This window comes from Streptomyces sp. Je 1-332 (assembly GCF_040730185.1).
Lineage (GTDB): Bacteria > Actinomycetota > Actinomycetes > Streptomycetales > Streptomycetaceae > Streptomyces.
Map to the genome: position 1 here is coordinate 4,735,292 of NZ_CP160402.1, position 14,760 is coordinate 4,750,051.

16 protein-coding genes and 1 tRNA gene are annotated in these 14,760 nt (G+C 70.4%); 15 read left to right on the forward strand and 2 right to left on the reverse strand.

The window, feature by feature from the left end; genetic code table 11:
* Positions 1-55: 55 nt before the first annotated feature.
* Positions 56-1,327 (reverse strand): sensor domain-containing protein, encoded by a 1,272-nt coding sequence (locus tag ABXJ52_RS21500; protein ID WP_367044256.1) that lies wholly within the window; start codon positions 1,325-1,327, stop codon positions 56-58.
* A 186-nt stretch (positions 1,328-1,513) separates the two neighbouring features.
* Between ABXJ52_RS21500 and ABXJ52_RS21505 the strand changes: the two genes are divergently transcribed.
* From ABXJ52_RS21505 to ABXJ52_RS21565, 13 genes are all read left to right on the forward strand, one after another.
* A complete protein-coding gene (locus ABXJ52_RS21505; protein WP_367044257.1) occupies positions 1,514-1,903 on the forward strand; it encodes an NADH-quinone oxidoreductase subunit A in 390 nt (129 codons plus the stop codon).
* Entirely contained in the window at positions 1,894-2,568 is a 675-nt protein-coding gene (locus ABXJ52_RS21510) for an NADH-quinone oxidoreductase subunit B family protein (protein WP_367044258.1), read from the forward strand. The genes ABXJ52_RS21505 and ABXJ52_RS21510 overlap by 10 nt, the downstream gene beginning before the upstream one ends.
* On the forward strand, positions 2,565-3,617 hold the full coding sequence (locus ABXJ52_RS21515) for an NADH-quinone oxidoreductase subunit C (protein ID WP_367044259.1): 1,053 nt from the start codon (positions 2,565-2,567) through the stop codon (positions 3,615-3,617). The genes ABXJ52_RS21510 and ABXJ52_RS21515 overlap by 4 nt, the downstream gene beginning before the upstream one ends.
* Positions 3,614-4,582 (forward strand): complex I subunit 1 family protein, encoded by a 969-nt coding sequence (locus tag ABXJ52_RS21520; protein ID WP_367044260.1) that lies wholly within the window; start codon positions 3,614-3,616, stop codon positions 4,580-4,582. Before ABXJ52_RS21515 ends, ABXJ52_RS21520 begins: the two co-directional genes overlap by 4 nt.
* A complete protein-coding gene (locus ABXJ52_RS21525; protein ID WP_367044261.1) occupies positions 4,582-5,247 on the forward strand; it encodes an NADH-quinone oxidoreductase subunit I in 666 nt (221 codons plus the stop codon). The genes ABXJ52_RS21520 and ABXJ52_RS21525 overlap by 1 nt, the downstream gene beginning before the upstream one ends.
* Positions 5,244-6,050 carry an NADH-quinone oxidoreductase subunit J gene (locus ABXJ52_RS21530; protein WP_367044262.1) on the forward strand — a complete coding sequence of 269 codons (807 nt, stop codon included), beginning with the start codon at positions 5,244-5,246 and terminating at the stop codon, positions 6,048-6,050. Before ABXJ52_RS21525 ends, ABXJ52_RS21530 begins: the two co-directional genes overlap by 4 nt.
* Complete coding sequence (nuoK, locus tag ABXJ52_RS21535) at positions 6,050-6,481, forward strand: NADH-quinone oxidoreductase subunit NuoK (protein ID WP_367044263.1); 432 nt, start codon at positions 6,050-6,052, stop codon at positions 6,479-6,481. The genes ABXJ52_RS21530 and nuoK overlap by 1 nt, the downstream gene beginning before the upstream one ends.
* Positions 6,478-8,472, forward strand: a complete 1,995-nt coding sequence (locus ABXJ52_RS21540; RefSeq protein WP_367044264.1) for an NADH-quinone oxidoreductase subunit L — start codon at positions 6,478-6,480, stop codon at positions 8,470-8,472. Before nuoK ends, ABXJ52_RS21540 begins: the two co-directional genes overlap by 4 nt.
* Positions 8,473-8,478: 6 nt before the next feature.
* Positions 8,479-10,104 carry an NADH-quinone oxidoreductase subunit M gene (locus tag ABXJ52_RS21545; protein ID WP_367044265.1) on the forward strand — a complete coding sequence of 542 codons (1,626 nt, stop codon included), beginning with the start codon at positions 8,479-8,481 and terminating at the stop codon, positions 10,102-10,104.
* Positions 10,101-11,639 (forward strand): NADH-quinone oxidoreductase subunit N, encoded by a 1,539-nt coding sequence (locus ABXJ52_RS21550; RefSeq protein ID WP_367044266.1) that lies wholly within the window; start codon positions 10,101-10,103, stop codon positions 11,637-11,639. Before ABXJ52_RS21545 ends, ABXJ52_RS21550 begins: the two co-directional genes overlap by 4 nt.
* Before the next feature lie 186 nt (positions 11,640-11,825).
* Positions 11,826-12,689, forward strand: a complete 864-nt coding sequence (gene htpX / locus ABXJ52_RS21555) for a zinc metalloprotease HtpX (protein ID WP_367044267.1) — start codon at positions 11,826-11,828, stop codon at positions 12,687-12,689.
* A complete protein-coding gene (locus tag ABXJ52_RS21560) occupies positions 12,686-13,078 on the forward strand; it encodes a YccF domain-containing protein (protein ID WP_367044268.1) in 393 nt (130 codons plus the stop codon). The genes htpX and ABXJ52_RS21560 overlap by 4 nt, the downstream gene beginning before the upstream one ends.
* Before the next feature lie 152 nt (positions 13,079-13,230).
* Entirely contained in the window at positions 13,231-13,497 is a 267-nt protein-coding gene (locus ABXJ52_RS21565; protein WP_367044269.1) for a GlsB/YeaQ/YmgE family stress response membrane protein, read from the forward strand.
* A 170-nt stretch (positions 13,498-13,667) separates the two neighbouring features.
* On the opposite strand, the gene ABXJ52_RS21570 is transcribed toward ABXJ52_RS21565, so the two are convergent.
* A complete protein-coding gene (locus ABXJ52_RS21570; protein ID WP_367044270.1) occupies positions 13,668-14,156 on the reverse strand; it encodes a YajQ family cyclic di-GMP-binding protein in 489 nt (162 codons plus the stop codon).
* Between the two features lie 222 nt (positions 14,157-14,378).
* Here ABXJ52_RS21570 and ABXJ52_RS21575 point away from each other — a divergent pair.
* Both ABXJ52_RS21575 and ABXJ52_RS21580 read left to right on the forward strand, forming a co-directional pair.
* Positions 14,379-14,460 (forward strand) — tRNA-Tyr (locus ABXJ52_RS21575).
* A gap of 68 nt (positions 14,461-14,528) precedes the next feature.
* On the forward strand, positions 14,529-14,759 hold the full coding sequence (locus ABXJ52_RS21580; RefSeq protein WP_367044271.1) for a hypothetical protein: 231 nt from the start codon (positions 14,529-14,531) through the stop codon (positions 14,757-14,759).
* The last annotated feature ends 1 nt before the right edge of the window (position 14,760 follow it).

Sequence of the window (14,760 nt, forward strand, 5' to 3'; positions counted from 1 at the left end):
GCCGCCGGTGATCCGGACCATGTGGTGCGTAGGTGTCTTGGACCGGGGGTTTTCCCTACCCCCGGGACCCCCGGGACCCCCGGACGACCTGCTCCAGCTCCTGGCCCTGGCCCTGGCCCTGGCCTTGGCCTTGGCCTTGGCCCTGCTCCCGGTCACGCCACGGCAGTTCCGCCGTGATCGTCGTGGGCCCGCCCTCCGGCGACTCGATCACGAACAGGCCGTCGACCGCGCCGAGCCGGTCCGCGAGGCCCGCCATACCCGTGCCCCCGTTCAGGTTCGCGCCGCCCCGGCCGTCGTCCCCCACCTGGATGAGCAGCCGCTGGTCGCTCCGCCACACGTCCACGGACGCCGTACGGGCCCCGCTGTGCTTGCTCACGTTCTGCAGGAGCTCGGAGACCGTGAAGTACGCGATGCCCTCGATCGCGGCGGCCGGGCGTGCCGGCAGATCGGCGGTCACCTTCACCGGGACCGTGCACCGCGAGGCCACCGAGGACAGCGCGGCATCCAGGCCGCGGTCGGTCAGGACGGCGGGGTGGATGCCGCGGGCCAGGTCACGCAGCTCCTGGAGGGCGAGCTTCACCTCGCCGTGCGCCTCGTCGACCATCGCCGCCACGGTGTCGTCGGCCTGGCCCTCCAGGAGCTTCTCCTTGGCCAGACCGAGGCCCATGGCGAGTGCCACCAGGCGTGCCTGCGCGCCGTCGTGCAGGTCGCGCTCGATGCGGCGCAGGTCGGCCGCGGCCGTGTCGACGACGACACCGCGGTCCGACTCCAACTCCACGATGCGCCGCTCCAGTTCGTCGGAGGGCGACAGCAGCCCGCGCGCCATCGCGCGGTCGGCGTTCGTCAGGCCGCGCACGATGTAGGGGAGCACCGGCCAGAGCACGAAGAGCCCGGTCAGGGTGACGGCGAAGGTCACCACGCCCCAGGGCAGCCGCATGAACGAGTACAGCATCGTGCGCCAGCCGACCGGATCCTTCAGGCTCGACCACAGCCAGCTGAAGAAGCCGTGCCCCCGCTGCTTGGGCATCGGACTCGGCTCGTCGATCCGCAGCCCGAGCAGCTTGCGCGCCCGCGCCCGCTCCGCCCTGCCGATCAGCCGGGCGCCGAGCAGCGCGCCCGCCAGCAGCGGCAGACCGACGACCGTCACGGCGAGACCGCAGCCGGCCGCGAGCGTCACGACCACGTAGACGAAACCGGCCACGCCGATCGGCAGGTTGGCGAGGAGATGCGCGATCTCCTTCCAGGTCCGCGCGTCGTATCCCGCGAAGCGGGCGGGGGGCGGCGAGGACGTGGCTGACGTGGCTGAGGACATGGCGCGTGCGGTCATACGGGTCAGAGTGCACGGCACGCCGCCGCGACGCCATGAGGAGGGCCGCCAGGAACACCCGGGGGATAACCCCACCCGATGCATGACGCTCTGCTTACCTCACCTTTAGCAGGCCCTAGACTCCCGTGCGTACAGATCGTCGAACAGCGCTGGGTGTCAGAGGCGGTCAGGGAGTGAGGGGCTGACGTGCACGTGACGAACGTCGCGGCGAGCTACTACCAGTCGTACTCCGTCGTCGGACTGCTCGCCGTCGTCGGCGTGCTGTTCGTCGCCGTCGCCTTCGGCGCGGGGCGGCTGTTGCGTCCCGTCGTGCCGACACCCGAGAAGCTCCTGACGTACGAGTGCGGCGTCGACCCGGTCGGCGAGGGCTGGGCACATACCCAGGTCCGCTACTACGTCTACGCGTTCCTCTATGTCATCTTCGCCGTCGACTCGATCTTCCTCTTTCCCTGGGCGACGGTTTTCGCCGCGCCCGGCTACGGTGCGACGACGCTGTTGGAGATGTTCGTCTTCCTCGGCTTCCTGACCGTGGGCCTGCTGTACGCATACAAGAAGGGCGTCCTCACATGGACGTGACCCCGGAGCGTCCTCGCACGGACGTCACCCCGGAGCCCGTGCTCCTGCCCGAGCCGACCGTGCTCCCCACACCCGAGCCGCAGAAGCTGGGCGTGCTGTCACGGCTGGCCCCCGAGCCGATGAAGGTGGTCCTCAACTGGGGCCGCCGGTACTCGCTGTGGGTCTTCAACTTCGGCCTCGCGTGTTGCGCCATCGAGTTCATCGCCGCCTCCATGGCCCGGCACGACTTCATCCGGCTCGGCGTGATCCCGTTCGCACCGGGCCCGCGCCAGGCCGACCTGATGGTCGTCTCCGGCACGGTCACGGACAAGATGGCCCCGGCCGTGAAGCGCCTGTACGAGCAGATGCCCGAGCCCAAGTACGTCATCTCCTTCGGCGCCTGCTCCAACTGCGGTGGCCCGTACTGGGATTCGTACGCGGTGACCAAGGGCGTCGACCAGATCATTCCGGTCGACGTCTACGTACCCGGCTGCCCGCCCCGGCCCGAGGCGCTGCTCCAGGGCATCCTCAAGCTCCAGGAGAAGATCGCGGCGGAGTCGCTGGGGGAGCGGTACGGGCGCGGTAAGGGCAACGGCAGCCGCCCTTCGACGGCGGCCCTGCAGAGCGGGCTCGTGAAGCCGCCGGTGCCGGCCTCTGACTCAGGCTCTGGGGAGGGGAAGGCATGACCGGCTGGCTGCCGAGCCCCGTCGAGGAGCTCTTCGGCGCGGACGCCACGGCGGGCGAGTCGTACGACCTCCTGACGGTCGACGTCCCGCCGAGCTCGTGGATCGCGGCGCTCGAAACCGCGCGCACGGCCCTGACCTGCACCTACTTCGACTGGCTGAGCGCCGTCGACGAACCGGGCACGGGCTTCCACGTCTCGGCCCACGTCGTCGCCCTGGCTCCCGTACGTCGCCTCCTCGTCCGTACGACCGTTCCGCACGACGCCCCGGTCCTGCCGACGGCGGTCGGCGTCTACGCGGGCGCGGCATGGCACGAGCGCGAGACACACGAGATGTTCGGCGTGGCTTTCGAGGGCCACCCGCACCTGGTCCCGCTGCTCCTCCCCGACACCTTCGAAGGCCACCCCCTGCGCAAGGACTTCGTCCTGGCGGCGCGCGTCGCCAAGGCGTGGCCCGGCGCGAAGGAGCCGGGGGAGTCGGAGCACGGCGGGCCCAAGCGCCGCCAGATGCTGCCGCCCGGCGTACCCGACCCGAACGAATGGGGCCCCCTCAAGGGCCAGCTCCCGGCGGCCCCGGCCCGCCCGGCCCGCGGCGCCGCCCGCGCGGCGGGCGACCGTCCCGTACGCCGGGCACGCACGGCGGGAGAGGGCTCGGCCAGCCAGGCAGCGGGCGCCCAGCCGGAGACTCCGGCACCCGCACCGCGCCGTTCGCGGAGTGTGAGCCAGGGGTCGGCTTCGCAGCGACCGGAGGCACCGGCCGTTCCGGCGCCTGAGGCGAAGCCCGAGGCTGCTCCGGCACCGGAGGCGAAGCCCGAGGCTGCTCCGGCACCGGAGGCGAAGCCCGAGCCGTCGGCACCTGCTTCCGACGCTCCGTGGCACCAGGCCCGCCCGGCGTTCGACGCGAGCGAGGGGGAGAGCGCCAAGCCGGCCCCCGCCAAGCCGGCCCCCGCCAAGCCGGCCCCCGCCAAGCCGGCCCCGGCCAAGCCCGACCCCTCAAAGCCCGCCCCAGCCAAGCCCGACGATGAAGCCGACCGCCAAGGAGGCTCGGAGTGACCGACGTTCTCGACGTCGCCCTGCGTCTGCTCATCGTCTTCGCCGCATTCCTCGTCCTGCCCCTGGTCGTCGGCCAGACCGAGCACAAGGTGATGGCCCACATGCAGGGCCGCCTCGGCCCCATGCACGCGGGCGGTTTCCACGGCTGGGCCCAGCTCGTCGCCGACGGCGTGAAGTTCGCGCAGAAGGAAGACGTCGTGCCGGCCAAGGCCGACCGGCGGATCTTCCAGCTCGCCCCCGCCATCTCCCTGCTGCCGTACCTCCTCGTCCTGGTCGCCATCCCGATCGGCCCGAGCGAAGGCGCCGTCGGCCAGCTCGTCGACGCGGGCATCTTCTTCGTGCTCGCGGTCATGGGCATCGGCGTACTCGGCTCGCTCATGGCGGGCTGGGCCAGCGCCAACAAGTTCTCCCTCCTCGGCGGCCTGCGCACCGCGGCCCAGCTCCTGGCGTACGAACTCCCGATGCTGCTCGCCGCGGCCTCGGTCGCGATGGCCGCCGGGACGGTGTCGCTGCCCGGCATCCTGAACGCCTTCGAGTGGTGGTGGCTGCCCTGGCAGATCGTCGGCGCCCTGGTCTTCTTCATCGCGGGCCTCGCCGAACTCCAGCGCCCGCCCTTCGACATGCCGGTCGCCGACTCGGAGATCATCTTCGGTGCGTACACCGAGTACACGGGCCTGCGCTTCGCCCTCTTCCTCCTCGCCGAGTACGCCGGAATCGTCGTACTCTGCGGCCTCACCACCGTCCTCTTCCTCGGCGGCTGGCACGGCCCCTGGGGCGCAGACGGCCTCGGCTGGATCTGGACCCTCCTGAAGACCGGACTGCTCGCCTTCGTCGTGATCTGGCTACGCGTCAGCTACCCCCGTCTCCGCGAGGACCAGCTCCAGAAGCTCTCCTGGACCCTCCTCGTCCCGCTCGCCCTCGCGCAGATCGCGCTCACCGGCATCGTGAAGGTGGCGATCAACTAATGCCTCCGATCCCTGGCAGCGGCCTGGCCAAGGGCCTCGCCGTCACCCTCCGCACGATGACGAAGAAGACCGTCACCGAGCAGTACCCGGAGCACCAGCCCGAACTCCCGCCCCGCACCCGCGGCGTCATCGGGCTCTTCGAGGAGAACTGCACGGTCTGCATGCTCTGCGCCCGCGAGTGCCCGGACTGGTGCATCTACATCGACTCCCACAAGGAGACGGTCCCGCCCGCCGTCGAGGGCGGCCGCGAGCGCAGCCGCAACGTCCTCGACCGCTTCGCCATCGACTTCTCCCTCTGCATGTACTGCGGTATCTGCATCGAGGTCTGCCCCTTCGACGCACTGTTCTGGTCACCGGAGTTCGAGTACGCCGAGACCGACATCCACGAACTCACCCACGAGCGCGACAAGCTCCGCGACTGGATGTGGACGGTCCCCGCCCCGCCGGCCCTCGACCCCGCGGCCGAGGACCCCAAGGAGATCGTCACCGCCCGCAAGGCAGCGGAGAAGCTGGCCGCCGCACAGGAAGCCGAAGCCGCGGCCCAGGAAACCGAAGCAGCGGCGCAGGGGCCCGAAGCCGCGGCGCAGGGGTCCGAAGCCGCGGCGCGGGAATCCGAAGCAGCCGCACAGCAGGGCCAAGCCGCCGGACCGGAGGGAGACGCGTGACCCTCACAGCCACCGCCACCTCCCTGGCGGCCAACGCCCCCCAAGGCTTCCTCTCCCCGACGGGAGTCGAGATCGCCTTCCTCCTGGTCGGCCTCGTCACCCTCGGCTCGGCGATCGTCACCGTCACCACCAAGCAGCTGGTGCACGCCGCCCTGTGGCTCGTGGCGACGCTCGGCGGCCTGGCCGTCGAGTACCTCCTGCTCACCGCCGAGTTCATCGCCTGGGTGCAGGTCCTGATCTACGTAGGCTCCGTCGTCGTACTCCTCCTCTTCGGTCTGATGCTGACCCGCGCCCCCATCGGCCGCTCCCCGGACGCCGATTCGGGCAACCGCCCGGTCGCGCTCGCGGTGGCCGTCCTCGCCGCGGGCCTGCTGGTCTGGGTGGTCGTCGACGCCTTCCGGACGGAGTGGATCGACCTCGACCGCGCCGCCGACGAGGCCCAGGGCTCCACCGCGGTGACCGGAGAGTTCCTCTTCCGGCACTGGGTGCTGCCCTTCGAGGCCCTCTCGGTCCTGCTCCTCGCCGCACTGGTCGGCGCGATCGTCCTCTCCCGCAGGAACGCCCGAATGACCCGCCTGAACGGCACCCCCGGCAACACCCCCACACCAGGCACCCCCGGCAACACAAGCCCCACGCCGGGCACCCCCGGCACAGGCCGCACGCCAGGCGCCGCGCCCCAAAGCCGCCCGCCAGGCGCCACGGCCCAAAGCCGCCCGACCGGTGCCGCCGCCGAGAGCCGCCCGTCAGATGCCGCCGCCGAGAGCCGCCCGACCGGTGCCGCCGGCGACAAGGAGCAGCGCTGATGCACCTCGCCTATCCCGCCGTCCTGGCCGTCCTCCTCTTCTGCGTGGGCCTGTACGGAGTGCTCGCCCGCCGCAACGCGATCCTGGTCCTGATGTCCGTCGAGCTCATGCTCAACGCCGTCAACCTCAACCTGGTCGCCTTCGACGTCTGGCTCCGCGACGCCCTCCACTCCGGCCAGGCCCTGACCCTCTTCACCATCGCCATCGCCGCGGCGGAGATCGGCATCGGCCTCGCTATCGTCCTGGCGGTCTACCGCAACCGCGGCTCCTCCGCCGTCGACGACCTCCGCGACACCGCCGAGGGTCCGGACGACCCCGACGACGACCCCGACGACGACGCTGAGGGCGCCGCCGCCGAAGAACCCGGCAGCGAAGAGCCCGCCCCGGCCAAGTCCTCGCAGAAGTCGCAGAAGGCTGAGGCCGCCGCGTGACCACGACCACCCTCGCCGTACTCGTCCCCCTCCTGCCGTTCCTCGGCGCGGTCGCCGGCCTCCTCCTCGGCCGCACCGCCCCCGGTCTCGTACGCCCCCTCGCGGTGCTGCCCACTCTGGCGGCGCTGGTCCTCGCCGTCCTGGTCGCCGTCCGCCACGGTGGCGGCGCCGACATCGACTCCGCCACCGAGCTCACTCCGACCGGCTCGGTCCCCATCGAACTCGCCCTGCACATCGACGGCTTCGCCGCCCTCGTCGCCGTCCTGGTCGGCGTCGTCGCCTCCTGCGTGCAGATCTACTCGACGGGCTATCTGCGCGACGACCCGCGCTACCCCTCGTACGCCGCTCTCGTCTCCCTCTTCACCTCCGCGATGCTGCTCGTCGTCTACTCCGGCGACCTGATGGTGCTCCTGGTCGGCTGGGAGATCATGGGCATCTGCTCGTACTTCCTCGTCGGCCACTACTGGGAGACGCCCGAAGCCCGCGCCGCCTCCCTCAAGGCCTTCCTGGTCACCAAGCTCGGCGACGTCCCCTTCCTGATCGGCCTGTTCGCGCTCGCCGTCGACGCCGGGTCCTTCCGCATCACGACGATCCTCGGGACGGTCGCGGGCGGCGGCCTCGACCACCCCACGCTGATCGCCCTGCTGCTCCTCGCCGGTGTGGCGGGCAAGTCCGCGCAGTTCCCGCTGCACACCTGGCTGCCCGACGCGATGGCGGGCCCCACCCCCGTCTCCGCGCTCATCCACGCCGCGACGATGGTCGCCGCCGGTGTCTACTTCGTCGCCCGCCTCCTCCCGGTCTTCGCCGCCTCATCGGCAGCACTGGTCGTCCTCGCCGTCATGGCCGCCGTCACGATGGCCGGCTCGGCCCTCGCCGCGCTCGCCCAGGACGACATCAAGCGCGTCCTCGCCTACTCGACGATCGGCCAACTCGGCTATCTGACCGGCGCCCTCGCCGTCGGCGACCGCGGCGCCGCCGTCTTCCACCTCCTCTCGCACGGTGCCTTCAAGGCGCTCCTCTTCCTCGGCGCCGGCGTGATCATCCACGCCGCCGGCACCAACTCCCTCGCCGCGATGTCCCGCATGAAGGGCCTGCGCGACCGCGTCCCCGACGCCTTCTGGACGATGACCGTGGCACTCCTCGCGCTCGCCGCGATCCCGCCCTTCAGCGGCTTCTTCTCCAAGGAAGCCGTCCTGGGCGCCGCCGAACACGCGGCCACCGGTCACTCCGAGACCGCCCCCACCGCGGCGGGCTGGATCGTCCTGATCGCCGGCCTGCTGACCGCCCTCCTCACCGCCGCCTACGCGACGCGTCTGTGGCTGCTCGCCTTCAACGGCCAGGGCCCCGAAGCCCCGGACCACGGAAAGCAGCCGGTCACGATGACCGCCGTGCTCTGGGTGCTCGCCGTCCCCTCGCTCGCCTTCGGCCTCACCGTCGGCGTCCTGCCGGACTGGTTCGACGGCCACTCGCTCACCCCGACCCTCACCACCTCCGTCCTCGGCACGGGACTCGCCCTCGTCGGCGGGCTCGTCACGTACGGAGCGTGGCGGCACACCACGGCGCTTGCCGTCCGCCATCCGATGGGCGCGGTCGCCGCCGACACGGGCGCCGACGGAGGCCTGGTCGAAGCCGAGGCCATCGCCTCGCACGCCCCCGCCTACGGAGACGTGGCCCAGGCCCACGACCCGGCCGACCCCGGCCGCCTCCTGCTCGGCCCACTGCACCGCCACGCCGCCGTCGGCTTCCACCTCGACGCCGTCTACGCCGCCCTGTTCGTGCGCCCCGTCCAGGCCGCCGCGCGCCTCGTCCGGTTCCTCGACCGCGAGGTCGTCGACACGTACGTACGCGGCGCGGGCACCGCACCCCGCTGGCTCGGCGCGGCCGTCCGCCGCGCGCAGACCGGCAACGTGCAGACCTACCTGAGCGCGCTGCTCGCAGGCACCGTCGTCCTGGCTGTCGCCGCCGTCCTCGTCGCCACCGCCGGAGCGTGAGCAGCCGTGATCGATATCAGTGAATCCGTGATGCAGCTTCTTCTCGCGTTGATCGTGGTCGGCCCGCTCATCGGCGCCGTGGCCGCCCTGCTCCCGGCCCCGCCCGGACTGAAGGGGAAGTCACCCGACCAGGCCGTACTGCGCCACGGCGTGTTCGTCACCGGTGCGATCCTCATCGCAGCGATCATCCTGGCACTCGGCTTTGACCATGACCATCCGTCAAAGATGCAGGCCACGACCGATATCAGCTGGATCCCCGCACTCGACGTGCGCATCCACCTCGGCATCGACGGCATCTCGCTCCCCCTCCTGGTCCTGACCGCGCTGCTGACCTTCCTCTGCGCGATGTACAGCTATTTCAAAATGCCGACCGGGCCGTCCCCCAAGGCATTCGTCGCGCTGATCCTCGTGCTCGAGTCCGGCACCCTCGCGACCTTCGCCGTCCTCGACCTGCTGCTGTTCTTCCTGGCGTTCGAGATGGTCCTCATCCCGATGTACTTCCTCATCGCACGCTGGGGCGGCGCCCAACGCACGCAAGCTGCTTGGAAGTTCATCCTCTACACGCTTCTCGGCTCCGTCGTGATGCTGCTCGGTCTCCTCCTCATCGGCCTCAAGTCCGGCACATTCGACATGGTGGCACTCGCCACTGACAACGGCCCCCGGCTGAGCACATCCGTGCAGGTCATCGCCGTTCTGGCGATCGGGATCGGGCTCGCGGTCAAGACGCCGATGTGGCCGCTGCACAGCTGGCTGCCGGACGCGCACACCGCCGCGCCGACCGTCGGCTCGGTCCTGCTGGCAGGCGTGCTGCTGAAGATGGGCACGTACGGCTTCGTCCGGATCCTGCTGCCGATCGCGCCCGACGGAATGCAGACCTTCGCGCCGTACCTCGCGGCCTTCGCGGTCGTCGGGATCATTTACGGATCACTCGCCTGCCTCGCCCTCGCCAAGCAGGGCGCGAAGGGCGATCTCAAGCGCCTCATCGCGTATTCGTCCGTGGGCCACATGGGCTTCGTACTGCTCGGCATCTCGACGATGAGCCCGACCGGCGTGAACGGCGCGCTGTTCGCGAACATCGCGCACGGCCTCATCACCGGCCTGCTGTTCTTCCTCGTCGGCGCGCTGAAGGACCGCACCGGCACCAGCGACCTCGACACCCTCGCGCAGGAGTCGGGCGCCGCGCTCTACGGCAGGGCGCCCCGCCTCGGCGGCCTCCTCGCCTTCGGCGCCGTCGCCTCGCTCGGACTTCCGGGCCTCGCCGGGTTCTGGGGCGAAATGCTCGCGCTGTTCGGCGCGTTCAAGCCCGCCGACGGGCTCAGCCGCCCCGCCTTCCTCACGTTCATGGCGATCGCCGCCGTCGGCACCCTGCTCACCGCCGCGTACATGCTCATCGTCGTACGCCGCGTCTGCATGGGCCCGATGACTCACGGGCCCCGGGGGTCCCAGGAGGCCCAGCAGCCAGAGGGCGCCGCCAAGTCCGAATCCCCGGCGCTCGCCGACGTCCAGGGCTATGAGTTCGCCGCCTGGACCCCGCTCGTCGCCCTCACCGTCCTCGCCGGACTCTGGCCCGCCGCTCTGCTCGGCCTCACCGACCCGGCCGTGCAGCAGCTCCTCTCAGGAGGCAAGTCGTGATCGTGGCCGCCGAAAGCGCCGCCGACGTCGTCCAGTCCGTGGACTGGCTCGCGATCGCTCCGCCCACCATCGCGGCGGTCGTCGGTCTCCTCGTGCTCGTCGTCGACCTCTTCGTGGGCGACAAGAAGAAGGCGCTGCTCGGCTGGATCTCCGTGGCGGGCCTCGCCGTCGCCGCGCTCTCCCTGCTGCCGCTCCTGAACGACGACCGGTCGACCTTCTGCCTGACCGGTGGCGCGGAGGCCTGCAGCTACACCGCCGACCGCTTCACGCTCGTCATCCAACTCCTCGTCATCGGCGGCGCCCTGCTGGCCGCCCTGCTCTCGATCAGCACACTCAAGGACGCGAACGGCACCGCCAAGGAACTCCCCGAAGGGGAGTTCTGGTTCCTGCTGCTCTCCTCCGCGGCGGGCGCCGCGCTGCTGCCCGCCTCGCGCGACCTCGCCACGCTCATCGTCGCCCTCGAAGTCGCCTCCCTGCCCGCCTTCGCGCTCGTCGGCCTCAGGCACGGCGACAAGCGGTCCTCCGAGGCGGCTCTGAAGTTCTTCCTCTCCTCCGTCACCGCCACCGCCGTGACGCTGATGGGCGTCAGCTTCGTGTACGCCGCGACCGGGACCATGCACCTCACGGAGATCGCCGAGGAGCTCCAACACGTCGACGGGCAGCTGGACACCCTCGCCCAGACCGGCGTCGCCCTCACCCTCGTCGGTTTCGCCTTCAAGGTGGCCGCCGTGCCCTTCCACTTCTGGGTGCCCGACACCTACGTAGGCGCTCCCTTGCCGGTGGCGGCCTACCTCTCGGTCGTCGGTAAGGCGGTCGGCTTCACCGGTCTGATCCTCGTCACCGTCGTCGCCTTCCCCTCGTACGCGGACGTGTGGGGCCCGGCACTCGCCGTGCTCGCCGCCCTCACCATGACCGCGGGCAACGTGGCTGCGCTGCGCCAACAGGCCACGCGCGCGTACAGCGCGGTCCGTCTGCTCGCCTGGTCCTCGGTCGGCCAGGCGGGATACCTCCTGGTGCCGATCGCCGCGGCCGGATACGCCGACAACCCCGCCGAGGCGGAGAAGGCCGTCGGCTCCACCGTCGCGTACGCCCTCATGTACGCGGCCGTGAACCTCGGCGCCTTCGCCGTAGCCGCGCTCGTCGGCCGTACGCAGCGCCTGAACCGCGTCAGCGACTACCGGGGCCTGTACGCGCGAAGCCCCCTCGCGGCCCTGGTGCTCGGCTTCTTCCTGCTCTGCCTCGCGGGCCTGCCGCCGGGCATCATCGGCCTCTTCGCGAAGGTCACCGTCTTCTCCGCGGCGGTCGACGCGGGCCTCGGCTGGCTCGCCGTGGTGATGGCCGCGAACGTGGTGATCGCGCTCTTCTACTACCTCCAGTGGACCGCGCTGCTGTTCCGCGCCCCCGAGGGCGAGCCCGTCAAGCACCGCGTCCCGGCACCCCTCACGGCGGCCATCGCCCTCACCGCGGTCCTCGGCGTCGCGCTCTCCGGAGCGCCGCAACTCGTCCTGAGGTTCTCCGACACCGGCCTTTTCTGACGGGTCGCCTTCTTCCGGGGGCCGCGCGGCCGTCACCCGAGCGGCCCACACCGCTCCTGCGCCGCTCCTGCGCGCACAAGGGAACTAGTGCTCCCCGCCTGGCGTTGACCAGTACGGGAGGGTCCACTGAAGAGTGGAAGCACCAGTAGGCAGAGGGTTCCCCCACGCACCACAGGAGGGCGTACCGTGCACCGCCGGCACAACGGGCTGAAGACCGCCGTACTCCTCGGGGGACTGTCCGCTCTCATCCTCGTCATCGGCAGTTTCTTCGGGCGTACGGGCCTGATCGTCGCGCTCTTCGTGGCGCTCGGCACGAACGCGTACGCGTACTGGAACAGCGACAAGCTCGCCCTGCGCGCCATGCGCGCGCGCCCGGTGAGCGAGTTCGAGGCCCCCGAGCTGTATCGCATGGTCCGCGAGCTCTCCACCCAGGCCCGCCAGCCCATGCCCCGCCTCTACATCTCGCCCACCGAGGCGCCGAACGCCTTCGCGACGGGCCGCAACCCCCGTAACGCGGCGGTGTGCTGCACCGACGGCATCCTGCGCCTCCTCGACGAGCGCGAGCTGCGCGGCGTGATCGGCCACGAACTCAGCCACGTCTACAACCGCGACATCCTGATCTCGTCGGTCGCCGGCGCGCTCGCCTCGGTGATCATGTTCCTGGTCAACTTCGCCTGGCTGATCCCGATCGGCAGGTCGAACGACAACGACGGCCCCGGCATCTTCGGCATGCTCCTGATCATGCTCCTCGGCCCGCTCGCCGCCTCGATCATCCAGCTCGCGATCAGCCGCTCCAGGGAGTACGAGGCCGACGCGTCCGGCGCACAGCTCACCGGGGACCCACTCGCGCTCGCGAGCGCCCTGCGCAAGCTCGAGGCGGGGACGAAGCAGCTTCCGCTGCCGCCCGAGCCACGCCTTGAGACGGCAAGTCACATGATGATTGCGAACCCTTTCCGTCCGGGGCAGGGCATGTCCAAGATGTTCTCCACGCATCCGCCGATGGCGGAGCGCATTGCCCGGCTCGAGCAGATGGCAGGTCGCCAACAGTGAAGACAATCCTGAACGTCATTTGGCTCGTCCTGTGCGGCTTCTGGATGTTCCTCGGCTATCTCCTGGCCGGGGCGCTCCTGTGCATCACGGTCATCGGCATCCCCTTCGGTGTCGCCAGCTTCCGCATCGGCCGCTATGCCCTGTGGCCCTTCGGCTACACGGCAGTCGAGCGCCGCGACGCGGGCGCACCGTCCTGCATCGCGAACGTCCTGTGGCTGGTCCTTGCGGGCTGGTGGCTGGCGCTCGGCCACATCGTCACGGGCCTCGCCCTCTGCGTCACGATCATCGGCATCCCGCTGGGCATCGCCAACTTCAAGCTGATCCCGGTGTCGTTGATGCCGCTCGGCCGCGAAATCGTCCGCACGGACCAGCCGTTCGCGGCGCGCTAGCTCGCTAGCGCGCCGGCGCGCGTGCCGGGCCGCGCCGCAGCGGCCCGTGTGTCATACACCGCACCTGGCTGATCACCGCAACCACGCCCCGCCCTTGTGTCGTCCTCCAGGACAACAGCACCAAGAGGGCACGAAGAGGGGCAGGTCACCGCATGGGCACCATCAGCTGGATCGTTCTCGGGCTGCTCGCAGGTGCCGTGGCCAAGGTCCTGCTGCCCGGCCGCGACCCGGGCGGTTTCATCGGCACGACGGTCATCGGCATCGCGGGCGCCTTCATCGGCGGCTGGCTCTCCGCCCGCTATCTCGACCGCCCGATAGTCAACGACTTCTACGACGGCGCGACCTGGGCAGCGGCGATCGGCGGCTCACTCGTCCTGCTCGTGGCCTACCGCATCCTCTTCGGCCACTCGCGCCGCTGAGCCACAAGCGCGCCACCCACGCCTCCGCGCACGCCTCCACTCAGGCCTCCTGAGGCGTAGTCCCCCGATCTGCGGCCAGCAGCAAGGGCGGGCACCCGATCCGGGTGCCCGCCCTTCGGCGTGGTGCAACGAACGATCACCAGTACTTACTGCTGCGTCCCTACCGGCGATTACCGGTAGTTGACGAACTGCACGGCGAAGTCGAAGTCCTGCCCCTTGAGCAGCGTCTGCACGGCCTGCAGGTCGTCACGGCTCTTCGAGCTGACCCGCAGCTCGTCGCCCTGGACCTGCGCCTTGACGCCCTTGGGGCCCTCATCGCGGATGATCTTGGCAACCTTCTTCGCGTTCTCCTGGGAGATGCCCTCTTCGATCGAGGCGAAGATCTTGTACTCCTTGCCGGAGAGCTGCGGCTCGCCCGCGTCCAGCGACTTCAGCGAGATGCCGCGCTTGATCAGCTTGGACTGGAAGATGTCGAGGATCGCCTTGACCCGCTCCTCGCCGTTCGCCTCCATCAGGATCTTCTCGCCGGACCAGGCGATCGAAGCGCCCGTGCCCTTGAAGTCGTAGCGCTGCGAGATCTCCTTGGCGGCCTGGTTGAGGGCGTTGTCGACCTCCTGCCGCTCGACCTTCGAGACGATGTCGAAACTGGAGTCGGCCATGTCCTGTGGCTCCTTGTATCGGGGTCTGTGTACGTCTACGTGCGTCTGCGTACCGAGCAGGTGCACGGCCTTCGGTCCCTGGCCGCACCCGCAAAGCCTAGCCACCGCCCCCGCGCCGGGCGCTGATCAATCGGGTGGCGAAGCACCCCTGTGCATCAGGTATCGTTTACGTCGTTGCCACGGAACGCCGCCGCAAAGCGGTCGATTCCGGGCAGCGACCCAGGCGGTGTGCCCGAGCGGCCAAAGGGAGCAGACTGTAAATCTGCCGGCTCAGCCTTCCCAGGTTCGAATCCTGGCGCCGCCACACGAAGGAGACCCTCTCCGATCTTGCGGAAACGCGAGTCGGAGGGGGTCTTTTCGTACGCTGAGGCCATGTCGATGTCCATGCCCTCCTCGTCGCGTCGCAGGAACTGCCCCGAGTGCCGCCGTGAAATCGCCGTCGTCGGAGGCCGGTTCGCCCGGCATGATCCGCCGGGGGCGCGCGGCAGCGGTGACCTGGTGTCCTGTCCCGGCTCGCGCAGGCAGGCCATGCTGGGCGCCGCACAGCCCGCTCTGGACGGTTACGCGGTCCCTGACTTCCCCGGACAGCTCCCGCTCTTCTGAG